The organism is Veillonella sp. 3310 (assembly GCF_003999875.1).
Lineage (GTDB): Bacteria > Bacillota > Negativicutes > Veillonellales > Veillonellaceae > F0422.
Genome location: NZ_RQVJ01000006.1, coordinates 19,232 through 44,836, shown reverse-complemented (window position 1 = coordinate 44,836; position 25,605 = coordinate 19,232). Strand labels below are relative to the sequence as shown.

At 33.8% G+C, this 25,605-nt stretch carries 20 protein-coding genes and 1 pseudogene; all 21 read right to left on the bottom strand.

The genetic code is table 11. The features are described from left to right. Positions 1 to 5: 5 nt before the first annotated feature. On the bottom strand, positions 6 to 923 hold the full coding sequence (locus tag EO127_RS07500) for a DUF535 family protein (RefSeq protein ID WP_127448789.1): 918 nt from the start codon (positions 921 to 923) through the stop codon (positions 6 to 8). A 194-nt stretch (positions 924 to 1,117) separates the two neighbouring features. After that, positions 1,118 to 1,567: a deoxyuridine 5'-triphosphate nucleotidohydrolase gene (locus tag EO127_RS07495; protein WP_009353037.1), complete on the bottom strand. Its 450-nt coding sequence runs from the start codon at positions 1,565 to 1,567 to the stop codon at positions 1,118 to 1,120. Between the two features lie 12 nt (positions 1,568 to 1,579). After that, entirely contained in the window at positions 1,580 to 3,649 is a 2,070-nt protein-coding gene (locus tag EO127_RS07490; RefSeq protein WP_127448788.1) for a polyribonucleotide nucleotidyltransferase, read from the bottom strand. Positions 3,650 to 3,980: 331 nt separating this feature from the next. Further along, on the bottom strand, positions 3,981 to 4,355 hold the full coding sequence (locus EO127_RS07485; RefSeq protein WP_127448787.1) for a hypothetical protein: 375 nt from the start codon (positions 4,353 to 4,355) through the stop codon (positions 3,981 to 3,983). Position 4,356: 1 nt separating this feature from the next. Continuing rightward, the gene (locus EO127_RS07480; RefSeq protein ID WP_127448786.1) at positions 4,357 to 4,854 is read right to left on the bottom strand and encodes a hypothetical protein; all 498 of its coding nucleotides are present in this window, start codon (positions 4,852 to 4,854) and stop codon (positions 4,357 to 4,359) included. 797 nt (positions 4,855 to 5,651) lie between these two features. Continuing rightward, a complete protein-coding gene (locus EO127_RS07475) occupies positions 5,652 to 9,404 on the bottom strand; it encodes a hypothetical protein (protein WP_240646050.1) in 3,753 nt (1,250 codons plus the stop codon). Positions 9,405 to 9,668: 264 nt separating this feature from the next. Further along, a complete protein-coding gene (locus tag EO127_RS08945; protein ID WP_127448785.1) occupies positions 9,669 to 9,890 on the bottom strand; it encodes a transposase in 222 nt (73 codons plus the stop codon). A 415-nt stretch (positions 9,891 to 10,305) separates the two neighbouring features. Further along, positions 10,306 to 10,950, bottom strand: coding sequence for a glycosyltransferase (locus EO127_RS07460; protein ID WP_164742319.1), 645 nt, complete (start codon positions 10,948 to 10,950; stop codon positions 10,306 to 10,308). 315 nt (positions 10,951 to 11,265) lie between these two features. Then, positions 11,266 to 11,484, bottom strand: a complete 219-nt coding sequence (locus tag EO127_RS07455; RefSeq protein WP_127448783.1) for a hypothetical protein — start codon at positions 11,482 to 11,484, stop codon at positions 11,266 to 11,268. 8 nt (positions 11,485 to 11,492) lie between these two features. Then, positions 11,493 to 12,164 (bottom strand): annotated as a pseudogene (locus EO127_RS07450) (glycosyltransferase family 32 protein); the annotation flags it as partial. A 117-nt stretch (positions 12,165 to 12,281) separates the two neighbouring features. Next, positions 12,282 to 13,406, bottom strand: a complete 1,125-nt coding sequence (locus tag EO127_RS07445; RefSeq protein WP_127448781.1) for a glycosyltransferase — start codon at positions 13,404 to 13,406, stop codon at positions 12,282 to 12,284. A gap of 26 nt (positions 13,407 to 13,432) precedes the next feature. Further along, entirely contained in the window at positions 13,433 to 14,191 is a 759-nt protein-coding gene (locus tag EO127_RS07440) for a glycosyltransferase family 2 protein (protein ID WP_127448780.1), read from the bottom strand. 155 nt (positions 14,192 to 14,346) lie between these two features. Beyond that, on the bottom strand, positions 14,347 to 15,501 hold the full coding sequence (locus EO127_RS07435) for a glycosyltransferase family 4 protein (RefSeq protein ID WP_127448779.1): 1,155 nt from the start codon (positions 15,499 to 15,501) through the stop codon (positions 14,347 to 14,349). Positions 15,502 to 15,509: 8 nt separating this feature from the next. After that, positions 15,510 to 16,157 carry a CatB-related O-acetyltransferase gene (locus EO127_RS08890; protein ID WP_127061269.1) on the bottom strand — a complete coding sequence of 216 codons (648 nt, stop codon included), beginning with the start codon at positions 16,155 to 16,157 and terminating at the stop codon, positions 15,510 to 15,512. Continuing rightward, positions 16,150 to 17,196 (bottom strand): glycosyltransferase family 9 protein, encoded by a 1,047-nt coding sequence (locus EO127_RS07425; protein ID WP_127448778.1) that lies wholly within the window; start codon positions 17,194 to 17,196, stop codon positions 16,150 to 16,152. Before EO127_RS07425 ends, EO127_RS08890 begins: the two co-directional genes overlap by 8 nt. A gap of 19 nt (positions 17,197 to 17,215) precedes the next feature. Further along, entirely contained in the window at positions 17,216 to 18,391 is a 1,176-nt protein-coding gene (locus tag EO127_RS07420) for a glycosyltransferase (RefSeq protein WP_127448777.1), read from the bottom strand. Position 18,392: 1 nt separating this feature from the next. Continuing rightward, entirely contained in the window at positions 18,393 to 19,526 is a 1,134-nt protein-coding gene (locus EO127_RS07415) for a glycosyltransferase (protein WP_127448776.1), read from the bottom strand. Between the two features lie 34 nt (positions 19,527 to 19,560). Then, positions 19,561 to 20,319: a glycosyltransferase family 2 protein gene (locus tag EO127_RS07410; RefSeq protein ID WP_127448775.1), complete on the bottom strand. Its 759-nt coding sequence runs from the start codon at positions 20,317 to 20,319 to the stop codon at positions 19,561 to 19,563. 106 nt (positions 20,320 to 20,425) lie between these two features. Beyond that, complete coding sequence (locus EO127_RS07405; protein ID WP_164742318.1) at positions 20,426 to 21,958, bottom strand: LTA synthase family protein; 1,533 nt, start codon at positions 21,956 to 21,958, stop codon at positions 20,426 to 20,428. 577 nt (positions 21,959 to 22,535) lie between these two features. Further along, positions 22,536 to 23,483, bottom strand: coding sequence for a dTDP-glucose 4,6-dehydratase (gene rfbB / locus EO127_RS07400; protein WP_127448773.1), 948 nt, complete (start codon positions 23,481 to 23,483; stop codon positions 22,536 to 22,538). A gap of 140 nt (positions 23,484 to 23,623) precedes the next feature. Next, positions 23,624 to 25,573, bottom strand: coding sequence for an LTA synthase family protein (locus EO127_RS07395; protein ID WP_164742317.1), 1,950 nt, complete (start codon positions 25,571 to 25,573; stop codon positions 23,624 to 23,626). Positions 25,574 to 25,605: the final 32 nt, after the last annotated feature.

The following is a 25,605-nucleotide window of genomic DNA, read 5'->3' as shown; positions in this document are numbered from 1 at the left end:
TCCTCCTATTGGTTGTGCAAGAAGGTCTTTCCTTGCTGTTGAATTTCTTCTATAAAAGTATCTAACATTTCATAGCGTTTGCGATACATATTTCGTTTATGTGTTTTCGCCGTTTCGTAAGTTTTACGTTCCTCTGCTAAAGGAATCACAAAGAACCTAGAATCTTTCTCCCATACGTGACCACCTAATTCTTCCCAGAAGTCATCAAATTTCACTAATTTATGACGATTGAAACGAATTAAATGTGTATTTGTATAGAACCCTTCGTCGGACACTGCATACAAGGTCTCAATACCTAAGCAAGTGGCTAATTGGCGTAATAAAAAGAACATAAAGTTTTTAGGACGGTAGCCATGCATTTTTTTCGTTAGCTTTTTCGCCTTATCTAAACCCTCTTTATATCCCTGAATAGTACCAACCCAAATACATGGTTGTCCCGATGGATCCACACCTAATCGGAAGTTGATATGATAAATACCATCTCCTTCGTAGGTTAGGAGCAAACTAAGTAATCCTTCTTTACGTTGCCCAGGCATATATTGTAAGGTAGCTTCTAGAGCTAATTCTTCGGAATGCCATACTCGAATGCCGCTTTCAGAAGGACTGTACAAAGCACGAATCGCGCCATCTGTAAAATATTTTGGTAACGCATCAAAATGTTGCATAATGCATGTCAAACGCTCTTGTGCCGTGGATTCTTTATACAAGAATACACGGTTAATAATCTCCCAAATCCCTTCTTGATCTTGTAGCAAATTAGAATAGCAACGATAGTTTGCAAAATATGCTTCTAATTGTTTCAGCTGAGATTTATTTTTATAGGAACGGGCGGTGAACAAAAAGATACGTCGTTTTTCACGCCAGCTATGGTATCCATAGATTCTTTTACCTAATTCCCATTGTTGTTTTGCATATGTAAACACGGTACATCCTCCTTAGGATAGACTATATCAAGCTATATTATACTCCATTTTAACAATGAAATTCAATGTGTACCCCTCATAGGTCATAGCATTTTCTATGAAAGTCTAGTTTCATAAAAAACTAGAGAGTCCTAAGACTACCGCTTAAAACTCTCTAGTGAAAGAAATGTTATTACATTCCCTAGTATATGTTGTTATTTACTGCCTGTACTACCGATACCACCCGTACGAATACCGCGCGCATCGTCATCATTGGTCAGTAAGTATTTAGAGAAGATACCTTGTGCTACTCGTTCCCCTTTTTCCAAGGCAACAGGAGCATCTGTGATATTGTACACAGCAATCATAATATGACCTTCGTTATCTTCATTGTTATAGTAATCAGAATCAATAATCCCTGTACTATTTGTGAGCATCAAACCTCGTTTAATAGCCATGCTCGAGCGAACGTGGATCGCCAAATATTCATCATAATGCATGAACGCTTTCAGTCCTGTAGGAATCAATACCGTTTCCTTAGGACCTACCACAACAGATTCTGCACATTCAATATCATAGCCTGCACTTTCAGAAGTCTTACGCTTCGGCAAATTGATGCCTTGCCCTTCAAAAGCAGACACTACTTCAAATCCACGAATATCCATAGTGCACCTCGATTATTTCAATAGCTCTTTGCGAGACAAGTTAATACGACCTTTGTCATCAATTTCGATAACTTTGACCATAATTTCATCGCCTACATTCACTACATCTTCTACTTTTTCCACACGTTCTCTTGCTAATTGAGAAATATGAACCAAACCTTCTTTACCTGGCAATACTTCTACGAAAGCACCGAAGTTCATCAAACGAGTGACTTTACCCATGTACACTTCGCCTGCTTCCACTTCTTTTGTCAAGTTCGTAATGATTTGGATTGCTTTTTCAGCTGCTTCCGCTTCTACTGCAGCAATGGAGATTGTGCCATCATCTTCGATGTCAATTTTAGCACCAGTTTCTTCAATGATGCCACGGATGACTTTACCGCCTGTACCGATAACGTCACGGATTTTATCTGGATCAATTTTCATCGTTACAATGCGAGGAGCCCATTTAGACATTTCTTCACGTGGTGCTTGGATAGCTTCCATCATTTTACCCATGATGTGCATACGACCTTTGTGAGCTTGTGCTAATGCTTCTTCTAAAATTTCACGAGATAGACCGGAAATTTTAATATCCATTTGGATCGCAGTCACACCTTTTGTAGTACCGGCTACTTTGAAGTCCATGTCTCCTAAGGCATCTTCCATACCTTGAATATCTGTTAAGATTGTGTAATGTTCATCCTGTGTGACAAGACCCATTGCAACACCAGCTACTGGCGCTTTGATCGGCACCCCTGCGTCCATCAAGGATAAAGTGGAACCACATACGCTGGCCATAGAGCTAGATCCGTTGGATTCTAATACTTCAGATACTAAACGCATAGCATATGGAAATTCTTCTTCTGTTGGAAGCACTGCTAATAATGCTCTTTCAGCTAATGCACCATGACCAATTTCACGACGTCCAGGACCACGAGAGGAACGAGTTTCCCCTACGGAGTAGGATGGGAAATTGTAATGATGAATGTAGCGTTTTTCTGTATCTAAACCAATGCCATCGATAGTTTGTTTTTCAGATAATGGCGCTAAGGTACAAATGTTTAACACTTGTGTTTGACCACGTGTAAACAAGCCAGATCCATGAGTACGTGGCAAGGCGTTAACACGACAAGAAATAGGACGAACTTCGTCTAATTGACGGCCATCTGGACGGATTTTTTCTACCGTAATCATATGACGTACAATTTCTTTCACCATTTTTTCTAATGTAGCGTAAATATCACCCGCTTGTTCTGGGAATTGTTCAGCAAAATGAGCCAACACTTCTTCGAATACAGCTTGTTGTTGCTCTTCACGTTGCACTTTATCTGCGCAACGTACAGCTGCATCTAATTTATCATGTGCATAGGCACGAACTGCTTCTGCTACCACTGGGTCTACTTCTTTAATTGGGAATGTGCGTTTCGCATGTCCAATTTCAGCTACCATAGACTCTTGGAACGCTACGATTTTTTTGATTTCTTCGTGAGCTGTCATGATTACTTCTAAGATGATGTCTTCAGGAATTTCGTTTGCTTCCCCTTCTACCATCAAAATCGCATCTTTCGTACCAGCTACAACCATATTTAATGTAGTTGCTTCTAATTGTACTTCAGTTGGGTTGACTACGATATTGCCATCTACAAGACCCATGCGCACGCCCGCAATAGGACCTGCCCATGGAATATCGGAAATGGATAATGCCGCAGACGCACCAATCAATGCACAGATTTCAGGTGCATGGTCATGATCAACAGATAATACAGTAGCTACTACATGTACTTCATTACGGCTACCTTTATCGAATAAAGGACGGATTGGACGGTCAATCAAACGACTATTTAAAATAGCAGACTCTGGTGGACGTGCTTCACGTTTAATAAAACCACCTGGGAATCTACCAACAGCATACATTTTTTCTTCATAATCCACTGTTAATGGGAAGAAGTCAATGTCTTTTGCCTCTTTTGATGCCGTTGCTGTAACCAATACAACCGTATCACCATATTGTACTAATGCAGAACCACTTGCTTGTTTTGCCAACTCGCCAGTTTCAATCGATAACGTGCGACCAGCAAGTTCCATTTGGAATCGATTCATTCCATGCCTCCTGTTTAATTCTTTATCCTTAAAAATCTTTATAGTTGTTATTATACACGAGAAGAAGGGGAAATACAATTTAAGTAGTGATACTGAGTGAGATACGATTGACATTCTATAACAGTAACTATACAATAAAAATACAAATTGGGTTATGATTCCCAAAACTAACTTTATATTATCCTTTGGGGTAAAAAAGAAAAGGCGCTCCTAATTGGAGCGCTTTTTATTATTATACAATTTAGTCACTTTTCTTTATTTTAATTAAAGCTATATTTTACAGTTCCTTTTTATTCTATAACCTACCGTTTATCACGATTATGTCCTATCATTATACGCAATGAGGACACAGGGTTCCATATATTTCATCATATTGATTTTTAGCAATACCTTCTAATACACGAGGTTGTTTTTCTTCATCTACTTGTGTATAGCCACTCATAACTAGTGTTTCAGCCAATCCAGTAATAATAATCGGTAGTAGTTCTGCGGTTGTTAAAACAATACGTATACGCTTGTACAAGCTAATATTCTTCTTATCTTTAAAATAATGCTTAGGAAATAGAAAAAAATGTTCAAATGGTAAAATAAAGGAAAACAAAATGGTAGATACAGTACAGACATTTTTTTCTTTAAATTTAATAATTGCACCAAAAACAACGCCAAAATAACAAGCCGAGACTATAATAATAAATAATGTAAACATATTATCTCGCCTCCTCTTTTTCTAGGTTCCTTACATCTGGTTCATACGAATTCACATATTGAATACATGATAATAATATAATTACAACCACTAAGATATAAAACAACACATTAGTCGATACATGTATCAAAGGCATCGGCCCCATAGGGTTGAAGTAAACATATCCCTTACCATCTACTGTCATAACTTGCAGTAGATTAAATAGCCCCAAAGCCGCAATTGTAATATACATATATAATACAAAGTGAATTACATTATGTAGCTTCTGCTTCCAACCGAAACTACTAATGCCTATTGTCGCAAAAAGGATAGATGAACAAAAAATAAATAAAGATCTAAAAAAACTTGTTCCTTCACTAATATCAGTAAATATAATGAGTGCGGATACAATTGTAATAATTAATCTAATAAATATTATTCGCGTTGGCCAATTAGGCTCATAACTAAGCTTTACAATTATCTCTGTTTTTTTCAGCTCTTTATTTTCTAAATCATTCACTATATCCCTCCTTTATATCTTAATTACATACCTAGATTACCTTTATATCAATAATAATCTACAATACATGAATTATACTATGAATGACATATGATGCTGTCAATAATCGTAAGTTTGACATAGAAAGGTATATGCAGGAAAAAGGGTATGCAAAGGTAAATAGAGAAACCGCTATTACGAAGATAGTGCAATAGATTACAAAATATAGTATACTAAAAGTGTTCAGAAATTATTTTGTATTGTTACATGTAATTTCAATCTTATTTTCATGTGTTTCTGTCAGCCTAACAAAGAAACTTACCGAAACTGGTGATTTTAAAATCATGTTAAAGGGAGGACTTATTATGGAAATGATAAGAAATATGGATGGATGCGGCACTTTTCGGGATGGCTCCATATGAAAAAAGAAACATAGATTGAAGAATTACATTTAACATAGATTTGTGCTGGGGGTTCAAATCCCCCGCATCCCACCAATTAAATAATTTTAGTAACAGCAAGTCGAAAAACGATTTGCTGTTTTTAGTTCTATAATATACTTTTTAGGGATGGCAATAGTCCTCCTTCTAAAGTATATTTTTTTAGTTGCACTTAGATTATAAATTCAAGTTAATAAAAAGGGGCTGTAACAAAATGTACTTTTTTGCATTTTAGTTACAGCCCCTTCTACAAAATCTACTATGGACGAACTTTATCAAATACGAAAGAACTATGGAATTTATATGGCAAGGAGATAGAGAGATAGCCATCTCCTTACAAACTATTTACAGCAAATAATCATCTATCTTTGTTTTATTTTATATCCTCGAAAGCATGATTCTAGGATAACCTTTATTTTTACGTGGTTTAACATAGCCAAATTCTATTAATGCCTGTCCCACTTTATCCTTATAAGAATCATCCAACAAAGGCTGTTTATTCTCCCAAACATTAGATAACTCTGAGATTTCTTTTACAGAGGATATATAACCTTTCAGAATATTAACACTCAATCCATTTTTAATCTTAGTTAACACCAAAGATACTTTGGTACTTAATTTGATATCTGGTGAGCTTAGTACATATTGCATAAAAACTTCATTGAGATTTTCATCTTCCAAATCTTCCAATTTGTCTTTATCATCTAATGACTTTATAAACTCATCTTTTAACTCAAACATCTTAAAGGATTTACATATATAGTTAATATTTACCGAAGATAAATCTCCCTTAATAATATATTCTATGATAGTTTTTTTAGTTTGATGTATCTTTTCAACTAAGACACTATCTTTTATTGAATCTATTAGCTTCATAGAATTACCATCTGCAATATCACTATTAACTAAACCATATATCAACTCATCAGAAAGCTCATAATTTAAAAGCATATTTATAACAAGTTCCTCTGCCACATCGTCACCATAATCTGCCATCAAAATCAATTCGGCATAATATGAGTTATTCCATAATGTCTCAATATTCTTTTCTGTCACTTCAATTAATCTCTGGTGAACTAAAGTATTAACTCTATTTTGTGTTAGTTCATGATTGATATTACTTATTGGTTCATTCGCATATTTTATGACGAATCCAAAAACCTTATCACTTACTAATGAACTATTTATAAAGGTATTACAGACAGAAATATTATTTTTTAATATATCTTCATTATTATCTTCATCCAAGTTGTCATTTAGATATTCAACGAAATCATCACTATATTTTTCAATCATATTCCAATATGAAGCTATATTATCTGAGCAGAACTGAACTTTATTTTTTCGTAATAAACAATCAAGCATTCCAGTCGTTACAGAGTTATCTTGTAGATCAGTTAACTTTGAAATTGCTGTTTCATTCTTCTCTACATACTCTAATTTATATTTATCAGAAATATCAGAATTAAGAATTCTTAATAGTATCTCCTCACTGTTAGTATAGTTTTTTTCATTCTTGTTTTCATCTATATAATCGGATATAACGATCGAAAAATTATCCTCAATATACTCTTTGCTTGACGATAACTGAGAAGAGTGGTAAATCTCACTTAACAAACTACCATAGTTTATAGTCTTTTCTAATATCGCTTCAGTTATAAACAATAAATTTCTAACGTTTAGCTTATATGCATGAACCTGCTCAACACCAGCCAATCTCACTTTATCACAATTTGCTTCTGACACATCTTCAAACTCGATGCTCGCAGAACGAATATTATCGACAAAAACATCAAACTCTTCTTCAGGTATTAAAGATATTATGTTCTCATTTTGTTCTATATATTCCTTAAATTTTACTAAGTTAGCTAAATCTATAGTTTTATTTGTTAAAACTGAAATCAGTATATTCTTAAAAGTATCAATATTTTCATCTTCGCAAAATTCCAAAGTTCTAACAAGGCTATCCACATTATTTTTCAATAACATATTAGAATAGATTCTTACTATATCTAAGTCAAACTCGTTTAAAATTTTTAATAAATCCTTATACTTGTCATTTATGTCAACTGAATCAACAATAGCTAATACATTTTCAGTTTGTTTTTGCTCTAAACAAGTATTTAATACTTTCTTATTCAATACATTGAAACGACTAAAATCAGATAGTTTTAATCTTCTTATTATCTCATTAGGCGTTTCAACATCCAAGAAAATATCTAGAGCTTTACCTTCCTTTAATCCTTTCATATAGATCATGTCATTTTTCTTTAATATATTTGATGTATCCACATTAAAGTTGCCCTTATAGTACCAATATGTTTCATCCAATAATCCGTCTACAATTAAAAATCTAATTAGAGGAAAATAATGACTTTCTACAATATCAAATCCATCAATTGAAAATAATTTATTCCTTTGTTCAGTGTTCATTTTAGATATAAGCTCTTTATAGCTATATATTTCAATATCTTTAATCTGCTTTTTTATTTTTTCTCTATCTAAATTAAGTTTATTCATTTCAACAGAAAAATCTTCTGGTAATTTTTTAACTAATACCTTTTTTTCATTATCAGTTAAAACATACTTATTCAAAAAATCATTATAATTAATCCATTCAGTACCGCTTGGATACTCAATGTAAAAAATATTATCAGGGTTTTGACTCCAATCTTTTAGAAACTGCGGCATTGTTTTAAATTGATTATTATTTGGTCTTACATCAGTCGATATCATCAATGCCATTGCTTCAAACTTATCATTCGCAATCCTACTATTTATAAATTTAATATTATCCTCGATTTTCTCTAGATCCTGCTTAAAATTACTAACAATTTTTTTCCTATTAGACTCCAATTCATCAAATATTGCCCTTATAAAGCCTTTATCTTCCTGCAAAAGATCAAACTCATTTGGGAATATATTTTTTAAAGTAATAAGTGCAAATAGTTTATTACTCTCCAAGTCAATCTTTCCTATTGGTATAATTTTAGAGTACACAATATACTCATTAACTATGTTTTTTAGAAGCCTCATATCATCCACATATAAAGAAATATCAGTCAATAAACTTCTATCAGGGGTATTCTCTACTTTTTTCAAAAGTTCAATAAGTGCATTTTCTGATGTTTTTGAGTCTACCACAGGGACTATAGGTAAAATGAAATCGAAGAATTTAGTTCTGTTTTTAGAGTAAAATAAACTATCCTTAAGCATATATACAAATCTTATCAGAGTTTCCCTTTCATCGTTTACTTTTACATATTTGTTTAACAGAAAATTCAGCTCTCTTAACTTTGTGTAAATGGACGCATTATCATATCTATCTAAATCTTCAAAAACAACAATCTTTGAATCAGAACTTCTCAGTAAGTAAACCAACTCTTTAATATCTCTATCTAATACTGACTCATCGCTATTATTATCATTAATATTTGCTTCCGCACCTTTGAATGTTATTTTAGAAATTTTAAATTTGTTCCCTCTATTGAATATATACAAATAATAAAACAATGGTGCAAATAACAACAAGGCACATATAAACATCAAAGATATGCCATTAAAATTTTTATACGACTCATTAACAAACGATATAAAATTATCTTTTATTATCCAAAGTAGTATTGAGCAAATTATTGAAAGAAATGCCAATGATTCCATGCATATGCTAAAGATGCTTTTATTTGATTTAAAACCATATTTACTAAGTGGTATTTTCTTTGATTCTATCTGAGATAATATTTGATTGATGAGTTGTCTTTCTACCCTATTGTCATCGCCTATATCCTCTGCTTTTTGATTTTCATTACTACACTTATTTTTAGCACCATCAACCCCTGAATTTAAAGCATTCGTCGAAGATGCTTCTTTTAGTCTATCGTCATCATCTTTAATATTATTTTTATATTTACCCAAAGAAACTGTAATTATATTTCTTAATTCCTTTTCATGAACATAGGTATTCCATACTGTACTTTTTCCAGCACCATATATGCCGGTAATAGCAATATTTTTTATACTACTATTGCTAAAAGCATAATCAAGTGCTTCTGTATATATTTGCTCGTTTTCTTCTAACACTTCAGGGGTAAGTGCATTGAATTTATTATGTTTTACACCTTCCAGCATCATATCACCTATCTTTCTTTGTCAAGACAAATTAAGTCTCCTATATCTGAATTTAATTCCTTGCAAATTTTACCCAAAATATTATGTATTATTATAGCACATTATATAAGTAACTATAACTTTAAAGCCCCTTTGTCAAATGCAGGAGCTACTAATATAAAAAGTTCTTAGCACTAGCTATTCTTTTTGCTTAATAGAAGTATACGAACTCTGAAGTGTTCAAAATGACGTAACTCATAACTTATTCTTTTTAACACTTTAATATTATTACAGCCTTCTGTAAACCGTTGGAATAGGGTAATACAAAGGCATTAACAATTCTCGCTCGTCTTCAGTTAATGTATCTGGATTCTTCATAAGAATCCTTCGGTTATATTTGAGCATCCTAGAGTGCGCTACTAATTGTTTTTTGTCACGCTTGCGTACTCGCTCGAGATCCCAATCTACCAAGCGACACACAATGGTAACAATCTGCCACAATATGTACATGAGGGAACATAGTTTGCATCACTAACTTAAATAGTGGAGACAGAAACATTACTACATTTAACCATCTCAGTGAAGGATCCTTTTTCGCCAAGTTGTCTAAATAGATATTCCATATTAGTTTTACTAAGTCATAAATAACGGCAAACAAAAGAATGCTTTTCTATGAAAGTGTGATTAGATTCCTGACATTTGTAACGTCTTTGTAAATAGGTTACAGTCACTGAATAATGCTGTGCAGCGTCAAATTTAACCTATCTAGGTCCTTTACCTTTAGACTTTCTAGGGAGCGCTCCACAATGTGGACACATTTGTATATGTCTATTTTATTGCAACAAAAAATGTTGGTGACTACTCTTATATGAGTAGCCCCAACATTGGGTATAGAGCCCTTATAAAGTCTGCTAGACTTCATGCTTCATCTTACCTTTTTATCATTATACCTATCAATTAATTGTTTCATAACATATTCCCAACGAATCCATACTTCCCCATTTGACAAATTCTCTACTGATTTATGCGATTGTAATGCCATTTTATTTCGTATATTATAATTTGCCATCAAAACTTCTAACTTTTCGGTATATTCTTTTATGGAACCTACAAGAAATCCATTATAATTATCAATTATCATTTCATTAACTCCTGGAGAGTCTTTAAATCCAATAACAGGCAATCCCGATTCCATAGCTTCCGCCATAACTACACTAAATCCTTCGTACTTTGAAGGAAACCCTAAAATATCAGCATTTTCATAAATTGGTTGTAAATTATTTGATACACCTTTGTACCTTATACGATTCTCTAAATTATGCGTTTTAATAAACATCTGAATTTCGTGCATATAAGCTTCATCTGTTACTGGCCCATAAAAATCTAAAAACCAATTAGGATATTTATGGCAAATTTCAGCAAAACTTTGTATCGTAATAAAAGGGCGTTTATTCTCCCCTTCAACTCTTCCAACAGATAATAGAGTATAACTAGACTTTACTCCTCTTTCTATTTTTGACAACTTTGTCGGTTCTACAGCATTAGGAATCACTACTACTGGAATCCCCAAAACTCTCTCTAAGTCTTTTTTAAAGGACGGTGTTAAAACTTGATATAAATCTAATTTAGATAATGATTTTTTTGATTGATAGATATTCTATGAAACTCTCTTTCAACATTTCCGTGAACCATTCCTATAATGGGCTTACATCCATTAGTTAAATGTTGAGCAACAAAAACACTATTTAACTCATGACAAATAAATATATCTATTTCATCGATATTAATAACCTTGGTAATTGCTGAACTTATTTGCTCATATTTATATTGATCAACTTTATTAATAACCGAAAGCCTTAAAAATCTAGTAATTTCTCTTTCGATCTTATATATATGGAACCTTAATATTTCCTAAGCCTAGATTATATTTACGAACAGATTGATCAAATTTATAAAATGGTTCTTCTCCCTCATCACCCTTCCAGATCATATACACTGTATGACCGCGCCTAGACATTTCATTTGACATATTTACAAAGACTCGTTCCATACCTGAAATGTTACTTATACTATTGATTCCAAATGCCATAATTGCAATCTTCATAATATACCTTATTTTTCAAATTTAGGAATGTAGGTATCTCCCCAAGATCCTGTAATATGATGAATCGCATACGTATCTTTTGTTGGATAAAAAGTATCTGTTATATTAGGTGTGCAAACCAATCCAACATCCTTTAAAACTTTAGTATTAAATGGCAGCATAAAACCTTGCTTATTTACTTTGATACCATATATGATTCGGATAATTTTAGTAACAATACGAGTATTAGTCATTCTTATATAAGCTGTTTTATAAGAAATAACATCATACCATTTTAATAAAAGGCCAATTAAAGGATTGCCTTTTTTACTTCCCATAATTGCATTACTAATCATTCTAGAATCTTCTATCCCAAAAAATCCATCATATTTCAATAAATCATCAAAATCCTTTAGCACTTCTATATCAGAATCAAGGTAAATCCCTCCCTCTATATATACCGCATGTAATCGTGCTACATCTGAAACAAATGCCCACTTTTTATTTTCATAAGCTTTTTTTGCAAACGGATATTGTTCAAACGGAAAGTTTGATTCATCCCATTTTTTTAGAGTATAACCTTCTAATTTTTCCCAGGATTTCATACATTCTTCTATTTTAGTAGGATATGGATTATTACCAAACCAAACAAAATATTTTACTTTTGGAATAGACCCTTCCTTATTTTGTTCATATTCTTTCTCATTACTTTTAGTACTAAACTAATACAAAATTGCTAGCCTAATAATATCAATATACATCGTTAAATTGACAAACATAAACTCCTATACAAAGCTAATGTTGTACAGAAAAACTATCTATAACTCTAAAATTTCCTCTACTAAGCGACTTTGACTATATACGTCGTTAGCTTTTTTTAATCCCATCTCAAATACCTCTGGTCGGCAACTCATCACATGTACAAACTCCTCTAGCCCTTTCACAATTGTTTCGTTAGATGTCAAATCTAACGTATGCCCAATATGATAATTTTCTAACACTTCAGGGTTAATTTCTTCCGACACTAGCACTGGTTTATTAAATCCTATAGCTGTAAATAAAATGGCACTACATTGATAGCGATATCGTTCTGCTCCATATGGCAATAATAATGCATCTACATTAATCAACTGTTCATCCCATTCTTTACCATTTAAGTTTTTATGTAAGAACCGAATATTATCATATGTACTATATTTTTTCATCATAGACTCAAATAGTTCTGAATCACTAGGGGTAACCGTTGCTCCTTGCACTAGTAAACTCACTGGACAATCAAATTTAGCCTCTATAAAGGCATCTAAAAATTGATTTAGTTGTTTTTCTTTTCTAAACTGTCCAAAGAACCCTATTGTCAATGGCTCATCACTACTACTTCTTACTACTCCTTCTTTTGGAGTATACACTGGAGGGACTACAGATGTAATATTTTTCTTATTTCCATCATTATACTCATCTCTAAAAGTCAATACTTTCAAGTATATGTTTTCATAAGGTTCACATTTTTTAGCATGTGCCTCAAATCGCTCTCGTTCCTTTTCCATAATTCCATGAAATAGCATAATAATAGGAACTGGAGAATGTTTCAATTCAGTACGAACAATAGACCTAGCAAACCTAAAGCTTGCAGTAGGAATAATTAAAGCATCACATTTTCCATCGAGTATTTTTTTATATGCAGAATTAAACCAAGCTTTTCGTCTTTTTTCTCGAAGTAAGGAAAGCCAGATCCGTTTCCAACGACTGACACCTGCATAAGAAATCGCTTCGCCACCCTCTAGATATTCTATGTCTACTCCATAATCAACTTTAAAGGGAAAGTTTTCTGGAACAAAGAACACTGGTTCATGCCCTTGCTTTTTCAACTCCTCAACTAAAATTCTATCAAATTCTACTTCATGCCCTGCGGGCATAACTATACTTTCTAATATAGCTACTCTCATTCGTATCTCCAGTATTTTATAATTTCTTACAACTTACCATTAGATTTAAGTAAATAATATAATTTTACATATTTTGTCATCGTGTAAAAATAATGATTAATAGATAAGATAAATCCTATTTTTCCATCTAAAAATCCACGATCCAATATATACATTTTAAAGAATGCCCACATTGGTCGTAATATAATATCTCTTAAAAAAGAGCACGATTTTCCTTCATCTTTATAACGATTAGCTGCTAATGTCGTATAGTTATTAAACTTATTAAAATATTGTTGCCAATTATCATAGGTATAATGGTACATTGGTGATTCTAGACGCTTATTTTCATAAGGTGTAATAATTTGTGGATGTACATATCCTTTAACCCAAGATCCCTTAGCGGGCATCAACCGACATACATAATCTGGACGTAATACTCCATGCGTTGCTACATTATGATGAAAGCGATTATGTCGCTGTATCCAATACGCTAAATCTTCTCCTTGTATAGCTAGCTTAATTTCTGCACATAATTCTGGGCTGCATCGTTCATCCGCATCAATAAAGAATATCCAATGACTGCTAGCTTGTTCTATCGCAAATGTTTGTTGTGCTCCCCAATCTCCATTCATTGATCGTTGCAAGACTTTTGCTCCTAACGATTCCGCAATAGATACTGTATTATCTTCACTGCCATCATCGATGACAAGAATTTCATCAGCAAAAGCTTGACAACTTTCTATACAATCTTTGATGTTTTGTTCTTCATTTCTTGTTAAAATTAACACACCAACCGTATTCATATACTTCCTCTTATCTATCCACATATAACAAAGACTATCATCTTGCGTGATAGTCTTTTATTCATTTTCTATTGTATCAATTTTACACCATGCATTCAATGATAGATTATAACATAAATTTTAGCAATCCATTATAAGTGTCGCTATTTATTTTACTAATCTTTTTTATACAACATCAACAATCGATTTAATTCAGCACCAATAGTTTTATAATCGAATGTATCTCTTGCATAGCTTATCGCTTTTTCTATTTCAGATTTTATAAGATGTTCATCATTCATATATTCTACCATTGCATTTGCAAAACCATTAGATGTATAGTCATCCACTACCTTACCAATAGTTTCATTATTTGTTGTATCTCTTACAAAAGAGCTATACCGGCTAATAATAGGTACACAACCAAAATACATACCTTCTAAAGTTGCAATACACGCCCCTTCTGTTCTACTAGGCATACAAATTATTTTTGATTGTTTTAATAGGTCAGCTAATTCATTTCTATCTGTTATATTTCCTAATTGAATTATATTAGATACAAGCCTTGGATTCTCTTCTAAAAATTTCGTGATATACTGTGAAAATTCCTTTGTTTGTGGTCCCACAAAGTAGAATTTCCATTGACTACGTATTTTATCAGGAATTTCTAATATACTATTCAAAAATAATTCAGTATTTTTCTCATAAATGCCAAGTCTACCAACAGTAATCACAATATTTTCTTTTTGATCTATATTTACTGTGGCATCATCGATCCCTAATGTAGATACACCGTTTGGTAAGTAATATAACCTATCTTTAAACATTGGGCTATTTTTTAAAGTATTATAATACTCTTTTGTTTCTACAGTAAAAAAATCAATATACCTACTTTTAAAAACCTCAAGACGACTGCGTAAATTCGAGAAGTTTCGCTTTGGAGAAAAGTGGGAAAATCCACCTTGTCCCATATCTAGCTTAGAATATACAGTGATATTAGGATTAATTTTCTTACAAAGTTTAGCTAATTTATATACAGTACTTCCATAATTAAAAAATATAATTACGTCATAATTTTTTATATGGTCTACTATATATTTTTTTATGTCTAATACCTGTTTCCTGAATTCTAAGCTTTCTGAAACTTTATTAACACACACAGATCTTAAAAATTGAGGATTCCACTCTGCTTCATACTCACTACTATTACATCCACAATAATTAGCTGTGTAATTAAAAGATTTATTCAATTCATACAATAACATCCCCGCATCTTTATAGGCAATGACCGAATCGTATGATGGACCTGATAATATTTCTAGTATTCTCATATTTTACTCTACTTTAAATAATACGCATCTACAAAAGCAACAGGATCTTCAAATAACTTGTAAGAGGAACGTATTTTTTCATCTTCCCATTCCCACCATTTCATGATAAGCAATTTTTGGATTATCTCTTCTGGGAAACGATATCTAATAATTTTATTAGCACCTACTACAATGGCATATGGTGGTACATCTTTTGTTATCACACTACCTGCACCAATAACAGCTCCATCACCAATTGTAAGGTTATTTAAAATTGTACACCGTGCACCAATCCAAACATCATTACCAATGACTGTACTTTTGTTAATAGGTAATTCATTCCGATATTCCAATTCTGACTGCCACGTAGTAACATAATCAGTTTTATGTCCATTCGGAACTACTAATTGGTCAATCGCAATAGAACAATATGCTCCAATAGACTTGATAATATCATCCCGTATATATTTATATCCCCAAGTGAATTTGCCAACAGGAATTCCTGAATATTTTTCTGTATAATATCTTCCCAAATTATCTTTAAATCCATATTTTTTTAATGATAATTTATAGACATATTCTGGGCAAATTCTGCTACCCTTGATTCTATAAACCATTTCTGCTAAATACGCATCCATTTTAGAAATATCATATTTCTCAATTAAATCATTATCCATCATTTTCTCCAGTTATTAATCGATATTCTCCCAAAGGTTTTCCTTCATCATAGCATCTTTGAATTTCTGTGATAACTCTTTTTACAGAGATCTGCTTCATGCATATTGGATTCTCACACCAACCAGGTCCTTTAAACATATAATCACACGGTGAACAATCCATTTCAGCACATATACTAGCAAATATACGTTGTGGTCTACATCGCCAATCAGGCTCTGAGCCATATAGACCAATGACTGGAGTATTAACAGCATTTGCTACATGGATAGGAAAACTACATCCATTAACAACCATATCTGCTAATCGTATAACTTCTCCTGTTTCAAGGAGGTTTGTTCTTCCTCTTAAATCAAGAACATTATCAGGAAATTCTATATCATTATATTTTTTTGACGGAACGCCAATAATAACCACACTCTTTTCTATTTTTTCTAATTCTCTAAATAGTTCCAACCAGTGTTCAATAGGCCAATCTTTAGGATATCCACCTGTTTCTAAACTACAAACAATAAAATCTTTATAACGTCTATGTTGTAATAATTCAATTACATTCTTCTTCTCTAATTCACTTCCCTCTGGATAGAAAAGACTATCCCATTCTGGTATTTGTGTAATATCAATTTGTAGTATATCTTTTACAAAGTCCGCATACACTACTGGTTCATAGGCATAATTCATCCATGATTTAGCAGAAATAAGATCCGTTAAAAAAAACTTTCTTTTGTGAGGAAAACCAATTCTTTTCTTTACTCTCGCTAACCAATAAATTATAGAGATACGATACAACGTATCCATCAAATATACAATATCAGCTCTCCATAGTTTTTTTATAATATTCCAAGAACTTTTATAGCTTTTATCAAATCCTAGATATTCGTCTACAAATGGACATCCCTCCATTAGGGCTCTAGCATTTTCTTCCCCTACTACTATTAGTTTAGTTTCTGGCAAGAGCGTTTTTATTCCTCTCAATATAGGGGTAAGCATCACCATATCCCCTAAACCACCAAATCGACTCATTACAACTTTTTTGTACATATTATTACCTTAGCAATTCCTATTTTATATTAATGTTATTTAATAACCGTTCCCACTCATCCCATATTTTATCCGGTGCATACGCTTTCATACTTGTATTGGCATTTGCTCCATATTCTACACGTAATGCCTGATTCCCCATTAATTTCTTTAATCCTCTAGCTAACCCCTCAGCACTATCTTCACATAGTATTCCATTATAGCCATCAATGATTAATTCATTAACAGCACTACAAGATGCAAAGCCAACTGCTGGTAAGCCTTTACTCATAGCTTCCCCTAAGGATAGTCCAAATCCTTCATATGCACTTGGAAAAGCAAAAATATCACAACTTGCTAATGCACCTTCTACGTCATTTGTAGTGCCTGCAAAACGAATCCGTTCTTGTAATCCATGTGCAGCTATCATTAATTCCATTTGCTTAAAAAAGGACTCGCCTTCTTTTGCCCCCCATAAAACTAGCTCCCAGTTTGGAAAATCATTTGCCAATTTACAAAATGCTTCAATTAACAAGTGTGGTTGTTTATGATTTTTTGATAATCTCGCTAAAAAACCAATTCTATAAAATTCTTTTAGTCTAGTTAAATCTACTTGTTCCTTGTATTGTGGAATCGCATTACCAATTACAGTCACCTTAGCATTCGGTAAATGATATAACAGATGTTCCTTAAAGGATGGTAAAAGAACTTGATTCATTGCACACTTCTCTACAGCTGGTATTTCTGCTTTTGGATAAAAGTGAAAATAATCTTCTGGATCACCATGACTCATTGTTACAACTGGTATGGAAGTCTCTAAATCCATAACCAACAGTTTTGTGGCTGCTGGTTGAAAGCTTACAATAACATCTGGTTGTGTCTTTTCCAATATACTTTGCAATGGTCTTAATAAATACGATTCAGCAAAATCATTATTAACAGTTCTCGCTTTTTGCTTATTAAACATACGATACCATTCACGTTTGAGACGTAATATGAGCGGATAGGTCACCCTTTTTCCATCCATATTCCGTAAATCATATTGCAAGATATCTCCATTAATCGGATAATAAAATTCTCCAGATTGTTCATCGCTGTATACTAATACAACCTCATGACCTCGTCGGTTCATTTCATTAGCAAACGCACAAGTTACCTTGGCTAATCCACCACTATCTGCAACCATTTTGGTAAAATTGGCTAACAAAATTTTCATATTACCGCCCTCTTAAAACCTCTCGAATTAGTGCCTCATGGCTATATGCCTCATTTGCCTGTTTTAATGCCACTTCTGTTTGTGCTTTTTTTGTACTTAATAAATCTACTAACTCTTGCAAGGCATGAATAATATCTGATTCTTTTAATGATTGTATCACACAACCGATAGGAAACTGCGCTAGTACTTCAGGATTTAATTCTGGTGATACTAATACCGGTTTGTTATATCCAATTGCAGTAAATAGCATCGCTCCCCAATGGTATCTATATCGCTCTGCCGCATACGGCATTGCAATAGCATCCACAGATAGCAAAGCCTCTTCCCAATCTTTACCAATTAGATTTTCATGTCTAAATACAATATTGGTAATATGTTTATACTTTTCTATAAGCGAATTAAATAATGTTGTATCCTCAGGCTTTGCAGTTGCACCTTGTACTACTAATTCAACAGGTACTGAAAACTTTGCATGGATAAAAGCTTGTATAAATGGTTCTAGATTTTTTTCTTTACGGAATTGTCCAAAAAAACCAATACGTAGTGGTTCTTCTTTATCTTTTATAATATAACTTTCATTATATACTGGCTTAAACACAGGTGGAGCCACTAATTGAACATTGGTTAACCCGCTATTAGCAAAATCATTTCGCAATGTAATGACATGCAACTTAACATTCTTATACGCTTGTATTCGTTTAGCTTGTTTTTCAAACTTAGGCTGTTCCTTAGGATTAATCCCATGAAATATAATATGTACAGGAACTGGTGAATATTTTAATTTACTTCTTAACAAAGATTTAATATACCGATAGGTTGCTGTAGGAATAATTATGGCATCACAAGCTCCTTGTTTTGCTAATTCATAAGCACTATTAAACCAAGCTATACGTCGTTTCTCACGTTGTATGGATCGCCACAGTTTTTGATACCAAGTAGCTCCTGCATACGTCACAACTTCGCCACCTTGTAACTCATGAACAGGAACTCCATAATCAACTTTAAAAGGAAACTTTTCTGGCACAAAAAACATAGGTTCATGTCCTTGTTGCTTCATTTCATTCACAAGGATTCTATCAAATTCTACTTCATGACCAGCTGGCATGATAATACTTTCTAATATGGCAACTCGCATAGAAACTCCTTACTGCAACCTTATAATACTTTAATTACAACTTACCATTGGATTTATATAAATAATACAACTTCACGTATTTTGTCATGGTGTAAAAATAATGGTTCACAGACAATACCCATCCCATTTTCCCATCTAATATACCACCTTGTAAAAGATACATTTTAATAAATGCCCAGAATGGTCGAAATACAATATCTTTCAAAAAGGAGACCGATTTATTAGCCTTTTTATATTTTTCTGCTGATGAGGTTGTATATTTGTTGAATTTATTAAAATATTGCTCCCAATTATCGTAGGTGTAATGATACATAGGTGCTGTTAATTCTTTCTTATCATAAGGTGTAATAATCGCAGGATGAACATATCCTTCTACATACGAACCTTCTTTGGGCATCAAACGGCATACATAATCTGGACGTAGTACTCCATGAGTGGCTACATTATGATGAAAGCGATTATATCGTTGTATCCAGTATGCTAAATCCTCTCCTTGTATAGCTAATTTAATTTCTTTACATAACTCTGAACTACATCGTTCATCTGCATCAATAAAGAATATCCAATGACTGCAGGCTTGTTCTATAGCAAATGTTTGTTGAGCTCCCCAATCACCATTCATTGAACGATTCACGACTTTTGCACCTAGTGACTCTGCAATGGATACTGTATTATCTTCACTACCATCATCGATAACAATCACTTCATCTGCAAAGGGTTGACAACTTTCTATACAATCCTTAATATTCTGTTCTTCATTTCTTGTTAAAATTAGCACACTAACTGTATTCATAAACTTCCTCTTATTTATCCACATATGACAAAGACTATCACCTTACGTGATAGTCTTTTATTCATTCTTTATTGTATCAAGTTTACGCCTTGTATTCAACAGTAGGTTATAGTTGATGTCGTACAATAGCCCCCGTTACTTCCATATAGGCTCGTTGTAAAGCAACTACATCTTTTAAATTATAATCATATACAGGAGTTCCATCTAAAGTCTCTACATGTTGATCTTTGAAGAACCCAATATGACTATTACTGAGCCAATGATATGGGGTTACAATAAGCTCTTGTGGTACAAATAACGATGGAAATAAGCTTGTATATTCGTGGTTTTTAGGCGCTACTAATTCCATAATAGTTGGCAGAATGTTCATATGCGTTCCTATCCTTACACCATTTAATAAATCTTTGTCAAAATCCTTATGTAACATATAAAATGCTGTACTTATATCTTCGCGTAAGCTATGTATTCTGTTACTATCTTGACTTGGCATAGGTAATCTTCTTGTATGGTCACCCGTTACGATAACTAAACTATCTTCATAGGTTTCTTGGATATAACGAATAAACTGACTTAAATAATAATCACAATATGCATAGGTGCCAATATCCTCAGTATGCTTATGTAAATAATCTGGCAGTTCTTTTAACAACGCTTCTTTTTCAAAGCCATACTTTTCAATTGGAATCGTGTATGGTCCATGATTTGAGGTAGTGTAAATAAAATGAAACTCATAGTTATCTGTATTGTTCTCATCTAACTTTTGTTGTATCCCCTCTAAAAATAAATGGTCATATACACCCAACCAAGTATGTGGTGTATCATTAGATGTAATATCAAAACCAGAATATATATTATGAAACCCATTTCCTTTAGCAAATAGACCTAAGCTAGACCAGGATAAGGATCCCCCATACCACAGCGAACATGTATACCCTAACTCTGAAATTTGTTTTCCCAATGATGTCGGTAGTTGGTGATTCCAAAAATATGCTTTTTCATTTAATTCTAAATTAACATCGTAAATACCATTCAACATGGAGCTAATAGATGGTTGAGATATTAAGCCACCTGCCAAAAAATTGTCAATAGAAATTGTACTACTTTGTTCACGAATTAATCGGCCTGCATTAGCAATGGGTATATCTTTATATATATCATCAAATGCGAACTGACTATAACTTTCTTCTACGATTAAAAATATCTTTTTAGGCTTTTTGATTCGAGGTCCTGCTGCTTTTTTTCGCATAGAGTTCCAGATTGTACCTACTAAATCCTGTTCAACCTTAATTAAAGGCGTTAAAATTTGGATAGTTTCCGCATCACTATGCGCTAGTATTTCTTGCGGTTTTGTTCGAATAGCTAATTCAAAAGCAATCAAATCATCGATACAAGCTTTAGCAAAAAACATATCTCGTTTAACCACTTCAGGTACGGTATCCCATTCAGGCTTATTACGATGCTTAAATGTGCCACCATAACGGAACCAATAATATACAACCACTGTAGCTATAACAATTACAGTATTATATGTATAATACATATACCCTGAATAAACGGTCGGTACAGCAATAGTTCCTAAAGCTAATAGCCAACTAAGGAAGTAATACATTCCTACTGCATAGATTGGCAAGGATACCAAAATCCACCATCCATGATTTTGGTTAAAGAAAATATCTAGTAAATTCCTTTTGTCTGCATTTTTCCCTAATCTTAAACTGGAATTATAGGTATCCTTATAGTGATAATAAAAGATTAGCTTTCCTAGAAACGCTATATATACTACAAAAAAATATAAAGTTCCCAAAATTGTTCTAATTAAATCACTATGCCTATCAACAGATTCCATACCTATTGAAGGTAATGTTACTAGTAAAAATAAAAATAGTAACACATAGGCATTAAAATCCATCCCCCACCAAAATCCATAGCTAAAGCAGGAACACCATTTCTTTTCCTGCCCTTTATAAGTCTTATTAGGTGCAAAAAAGTAGATAAATAAAAATCTAAAGATAGCACATAGTATGGGACTTAACAAAAATATTTTTATATCTTGTTGTAATCCTTGTAAAATTGAGAGTTCCATAATTCACCATAATATATTAAAAAAGATACTGTATTATTACCGATAATAAGAGTTCTGACATACATCCTCCCTATTTTCTATGTCTATACTATCTAAAATCCACTGAACTGCTATCCCGAATATAGATTTAACGTTACAATCGTTTCCTATACCATTCCACAATCCCTTTTAAAGTATCCTTCATAGTATATTCTGGTTTCCATCCCAATGATTCTAGCTTACTGCTATCTATGGCATATCGTAAATCATGACCCAATCGGTCTGGTACATACGTAATTAATTCATAAGGTTTTCCCAACGCGTCTAGAATTTGTTTTATTAACTTGATATTAGGAATCTCTTCACCAGCCCCAACATTATAGACATCTCCCACTGTACCTCTTTGTAGAGTGAAATCAATAGCTTTACAATGGTCCACAACATGAATCCAATCTCGTACATTTAATCCATCGCCATAGACTGGCAATGGTTTCCCTTGTAACGCCTTTTGTATCATAAGAGGAATTAATTTTTCAGGATACTGATGAGTTCCATAATTATTAGAGCATCTAGATATTGTTACTGGCAATCCATAGGTTTTATAATAACTCAATACTAATAGATCTGAAGACGCCTTTGAAGCTGCATAAGGGCTCGTGGGATGTAACGGGCTTTGTTCCGTAAATGGACTCCCTCCTTGCAAGGGTAATGTGCCATATACTTCATCAGTAGATACATGATGAAATCGTTCTATGCCATATCGTAAACAAGCATCTAATAAAATTCCTGTTCCAATAACATTCGTCTCTAAGAATACTTGTGGACCTGTAATACTCCGATCTACATGGGTCTCTGCTGCAAAATGTACTACTATATCTGGTTTATACGTAGCAAACAAAGCATCTACAAAAACAGTATCTCGAATATTGCCTTCCGCCATAGTGAACCGTGAACGATGTAAGAAATCTACTATATTGTTCTTATTCCCTGCATAGGTTAAGGCATCTAAACAGATAAAAGAATCATCTGGATAGGCATTCATCATATATCGTAAGAAGTGACTACCGATAAAACCACAACCGCCTGTAACTAGGATTTTCATATACTCTCCTATACAAAAGAAACCCGCTACATAAGTAGCGGGCATGGTGGTATGTTCTATGACGATACCGTTTTACTACTTATTTTATAACATATATACATATCTACAGTCAATATGGAGCATTCATCTAAATAAGCTCCCTACTCCATCGTATTCCCTCTCACGATCCGCCACACGCTTATTGTCCGCAATGCCTTAATATACTTCGCATATTCTTCTGGCATAGCTTGACCTTGTTCATGGATACCACTAGTATCTACATACAATCGATGATTAAAGCCCATTTTGGGTTGTGTAAATAGACTTGGCATTAAACTCATGTACGTATCACCTTTACGGCCTACTAGCTCTGCCAAGGTAGGATTAATTTGTAAGGCACTACCGAAGCTACTTTCACTCAGCCAATTAGGGTTGACACCTTGTCCATAGACAATGAATGGTATCGCCGAGAATGTCGGAATATCCACTTGAGTAGCAAAGCTAAAGCGTTCAGAGTGGTCGCCTGTAATCAAGGCCAGCATAGTAGGGTCCAATTTCTCTACATCATGAATCATTTTCCCCATTGTCATATCTGCATACCAGAAATGGCCGATTTCGTTCACCGTTTTGTCATCCTTTTTAATAGAGTCATCACCTTTGCCAATTACTTTGGAGGCATCAAAACCAGCTTTTGCTAAATCTACCGAGTATGGTGGATGGTTAGAAGATGTCATGATAAAGTGGAACACTTTTTCGCCTGGTTGTTCCCCTTTTACATAATTGGTTATGGCCTTAAACAAATCTCCATCAGGAGCGCCCCAAGCATTACCACCTTCATAAGGGAAACTAGTCGCACCATGAAACTCGTCAAACCCTTGTGCTAGTGCAAATCGTTCCACGTCTTGCCAAGTCCCAAATCCACCATACCAGAACACTGTTTTATAACCAAAATGTTTCATCATTTGCGCAATACCAGTACCATATTTCGCTTTATAGGACTGCCCTTCATAATTTGGATATAAACCCACATCGGCTAAGCCAGTAACATATCCATTAATCGCTGGCATAGTTCCTGTACCATGGGCTAGCATATACTTCGTGTGCATCGCCTTTGGTGAATTTTGAATCGCCTTACCTTCTTGTACAATGTAAGTACCTAATTCTTCATAGTTTGGTAAAAACGGCCATAAGCCGTAACTTTCACCTAGTACAAAGATAACATTATTCGGCTGAGTAGGTAATTTTTCTTCTGTAATGGTCCGTGTGAACGCTTCATCAATGGTGTTTGCCTCTGGATTACCTCCCACAGATTGGATGATATCTTTCAGCTCAGCACCAGTAATGGTAATTTTCTTCGCTTGTTTAGACCGTTCATAAATGGTGGATACCCGTTTCAACGCTTGTCCATCATCTAAAATTGCTTCATTTAATAGATTGGATTTCGTCCGTGCTGCATTTTCCCAATGGATGGAACCATTATAGGTAAAAGCCCCACCAAATCGCAATCCAATGCCTACGGCTACAACCAATAGGATGGATCCTAGTACTGCGGCAATTTGTTTGCCTTTACCATGTATCTGTATCGCCCACGTACGGTTCGTATAAACTTTCATAAATATATAGACCATCACTACACAGAATACAATAGCTAAGGGCACACGCCATAGCAATCCATATTCAGAAATCCCTGTTTGTAAGGTGGCACCAATGTCGTCATGAGCCCCGTTGATAATCATGGCATTGAAAGTAGCATGGAAAATCGTAAAATAAGGTATACGCAAGCAAAATAAAAACGTAAACACTGCCGTGCTAATACCGTATATCCAACGACGAATCGTCCAAGGTGAATACCATTTCCAACTCCCCCATATACCAGGTAATGTAGAAAATACTAACGTAAGCAGTACGATAGCCCCCGCTGTTTTTAAGCTAATCCGAAATCCTAACCATAAAGCCTCAAGAATGTCCCCGGCACCTACTTCTCCTAGTTGATCTTGAAAGAGCCCGATAAAGGCAATCCGAAACACCATGAATAGTGCGGAGAACCAAACTAATCCTTTTACATCTAACTGTAGTCCATGTATCCAGTTAGATAGCTTTGTATGTCCCATGTGTGTACTCCCCTTATTACAAATTGTATCGA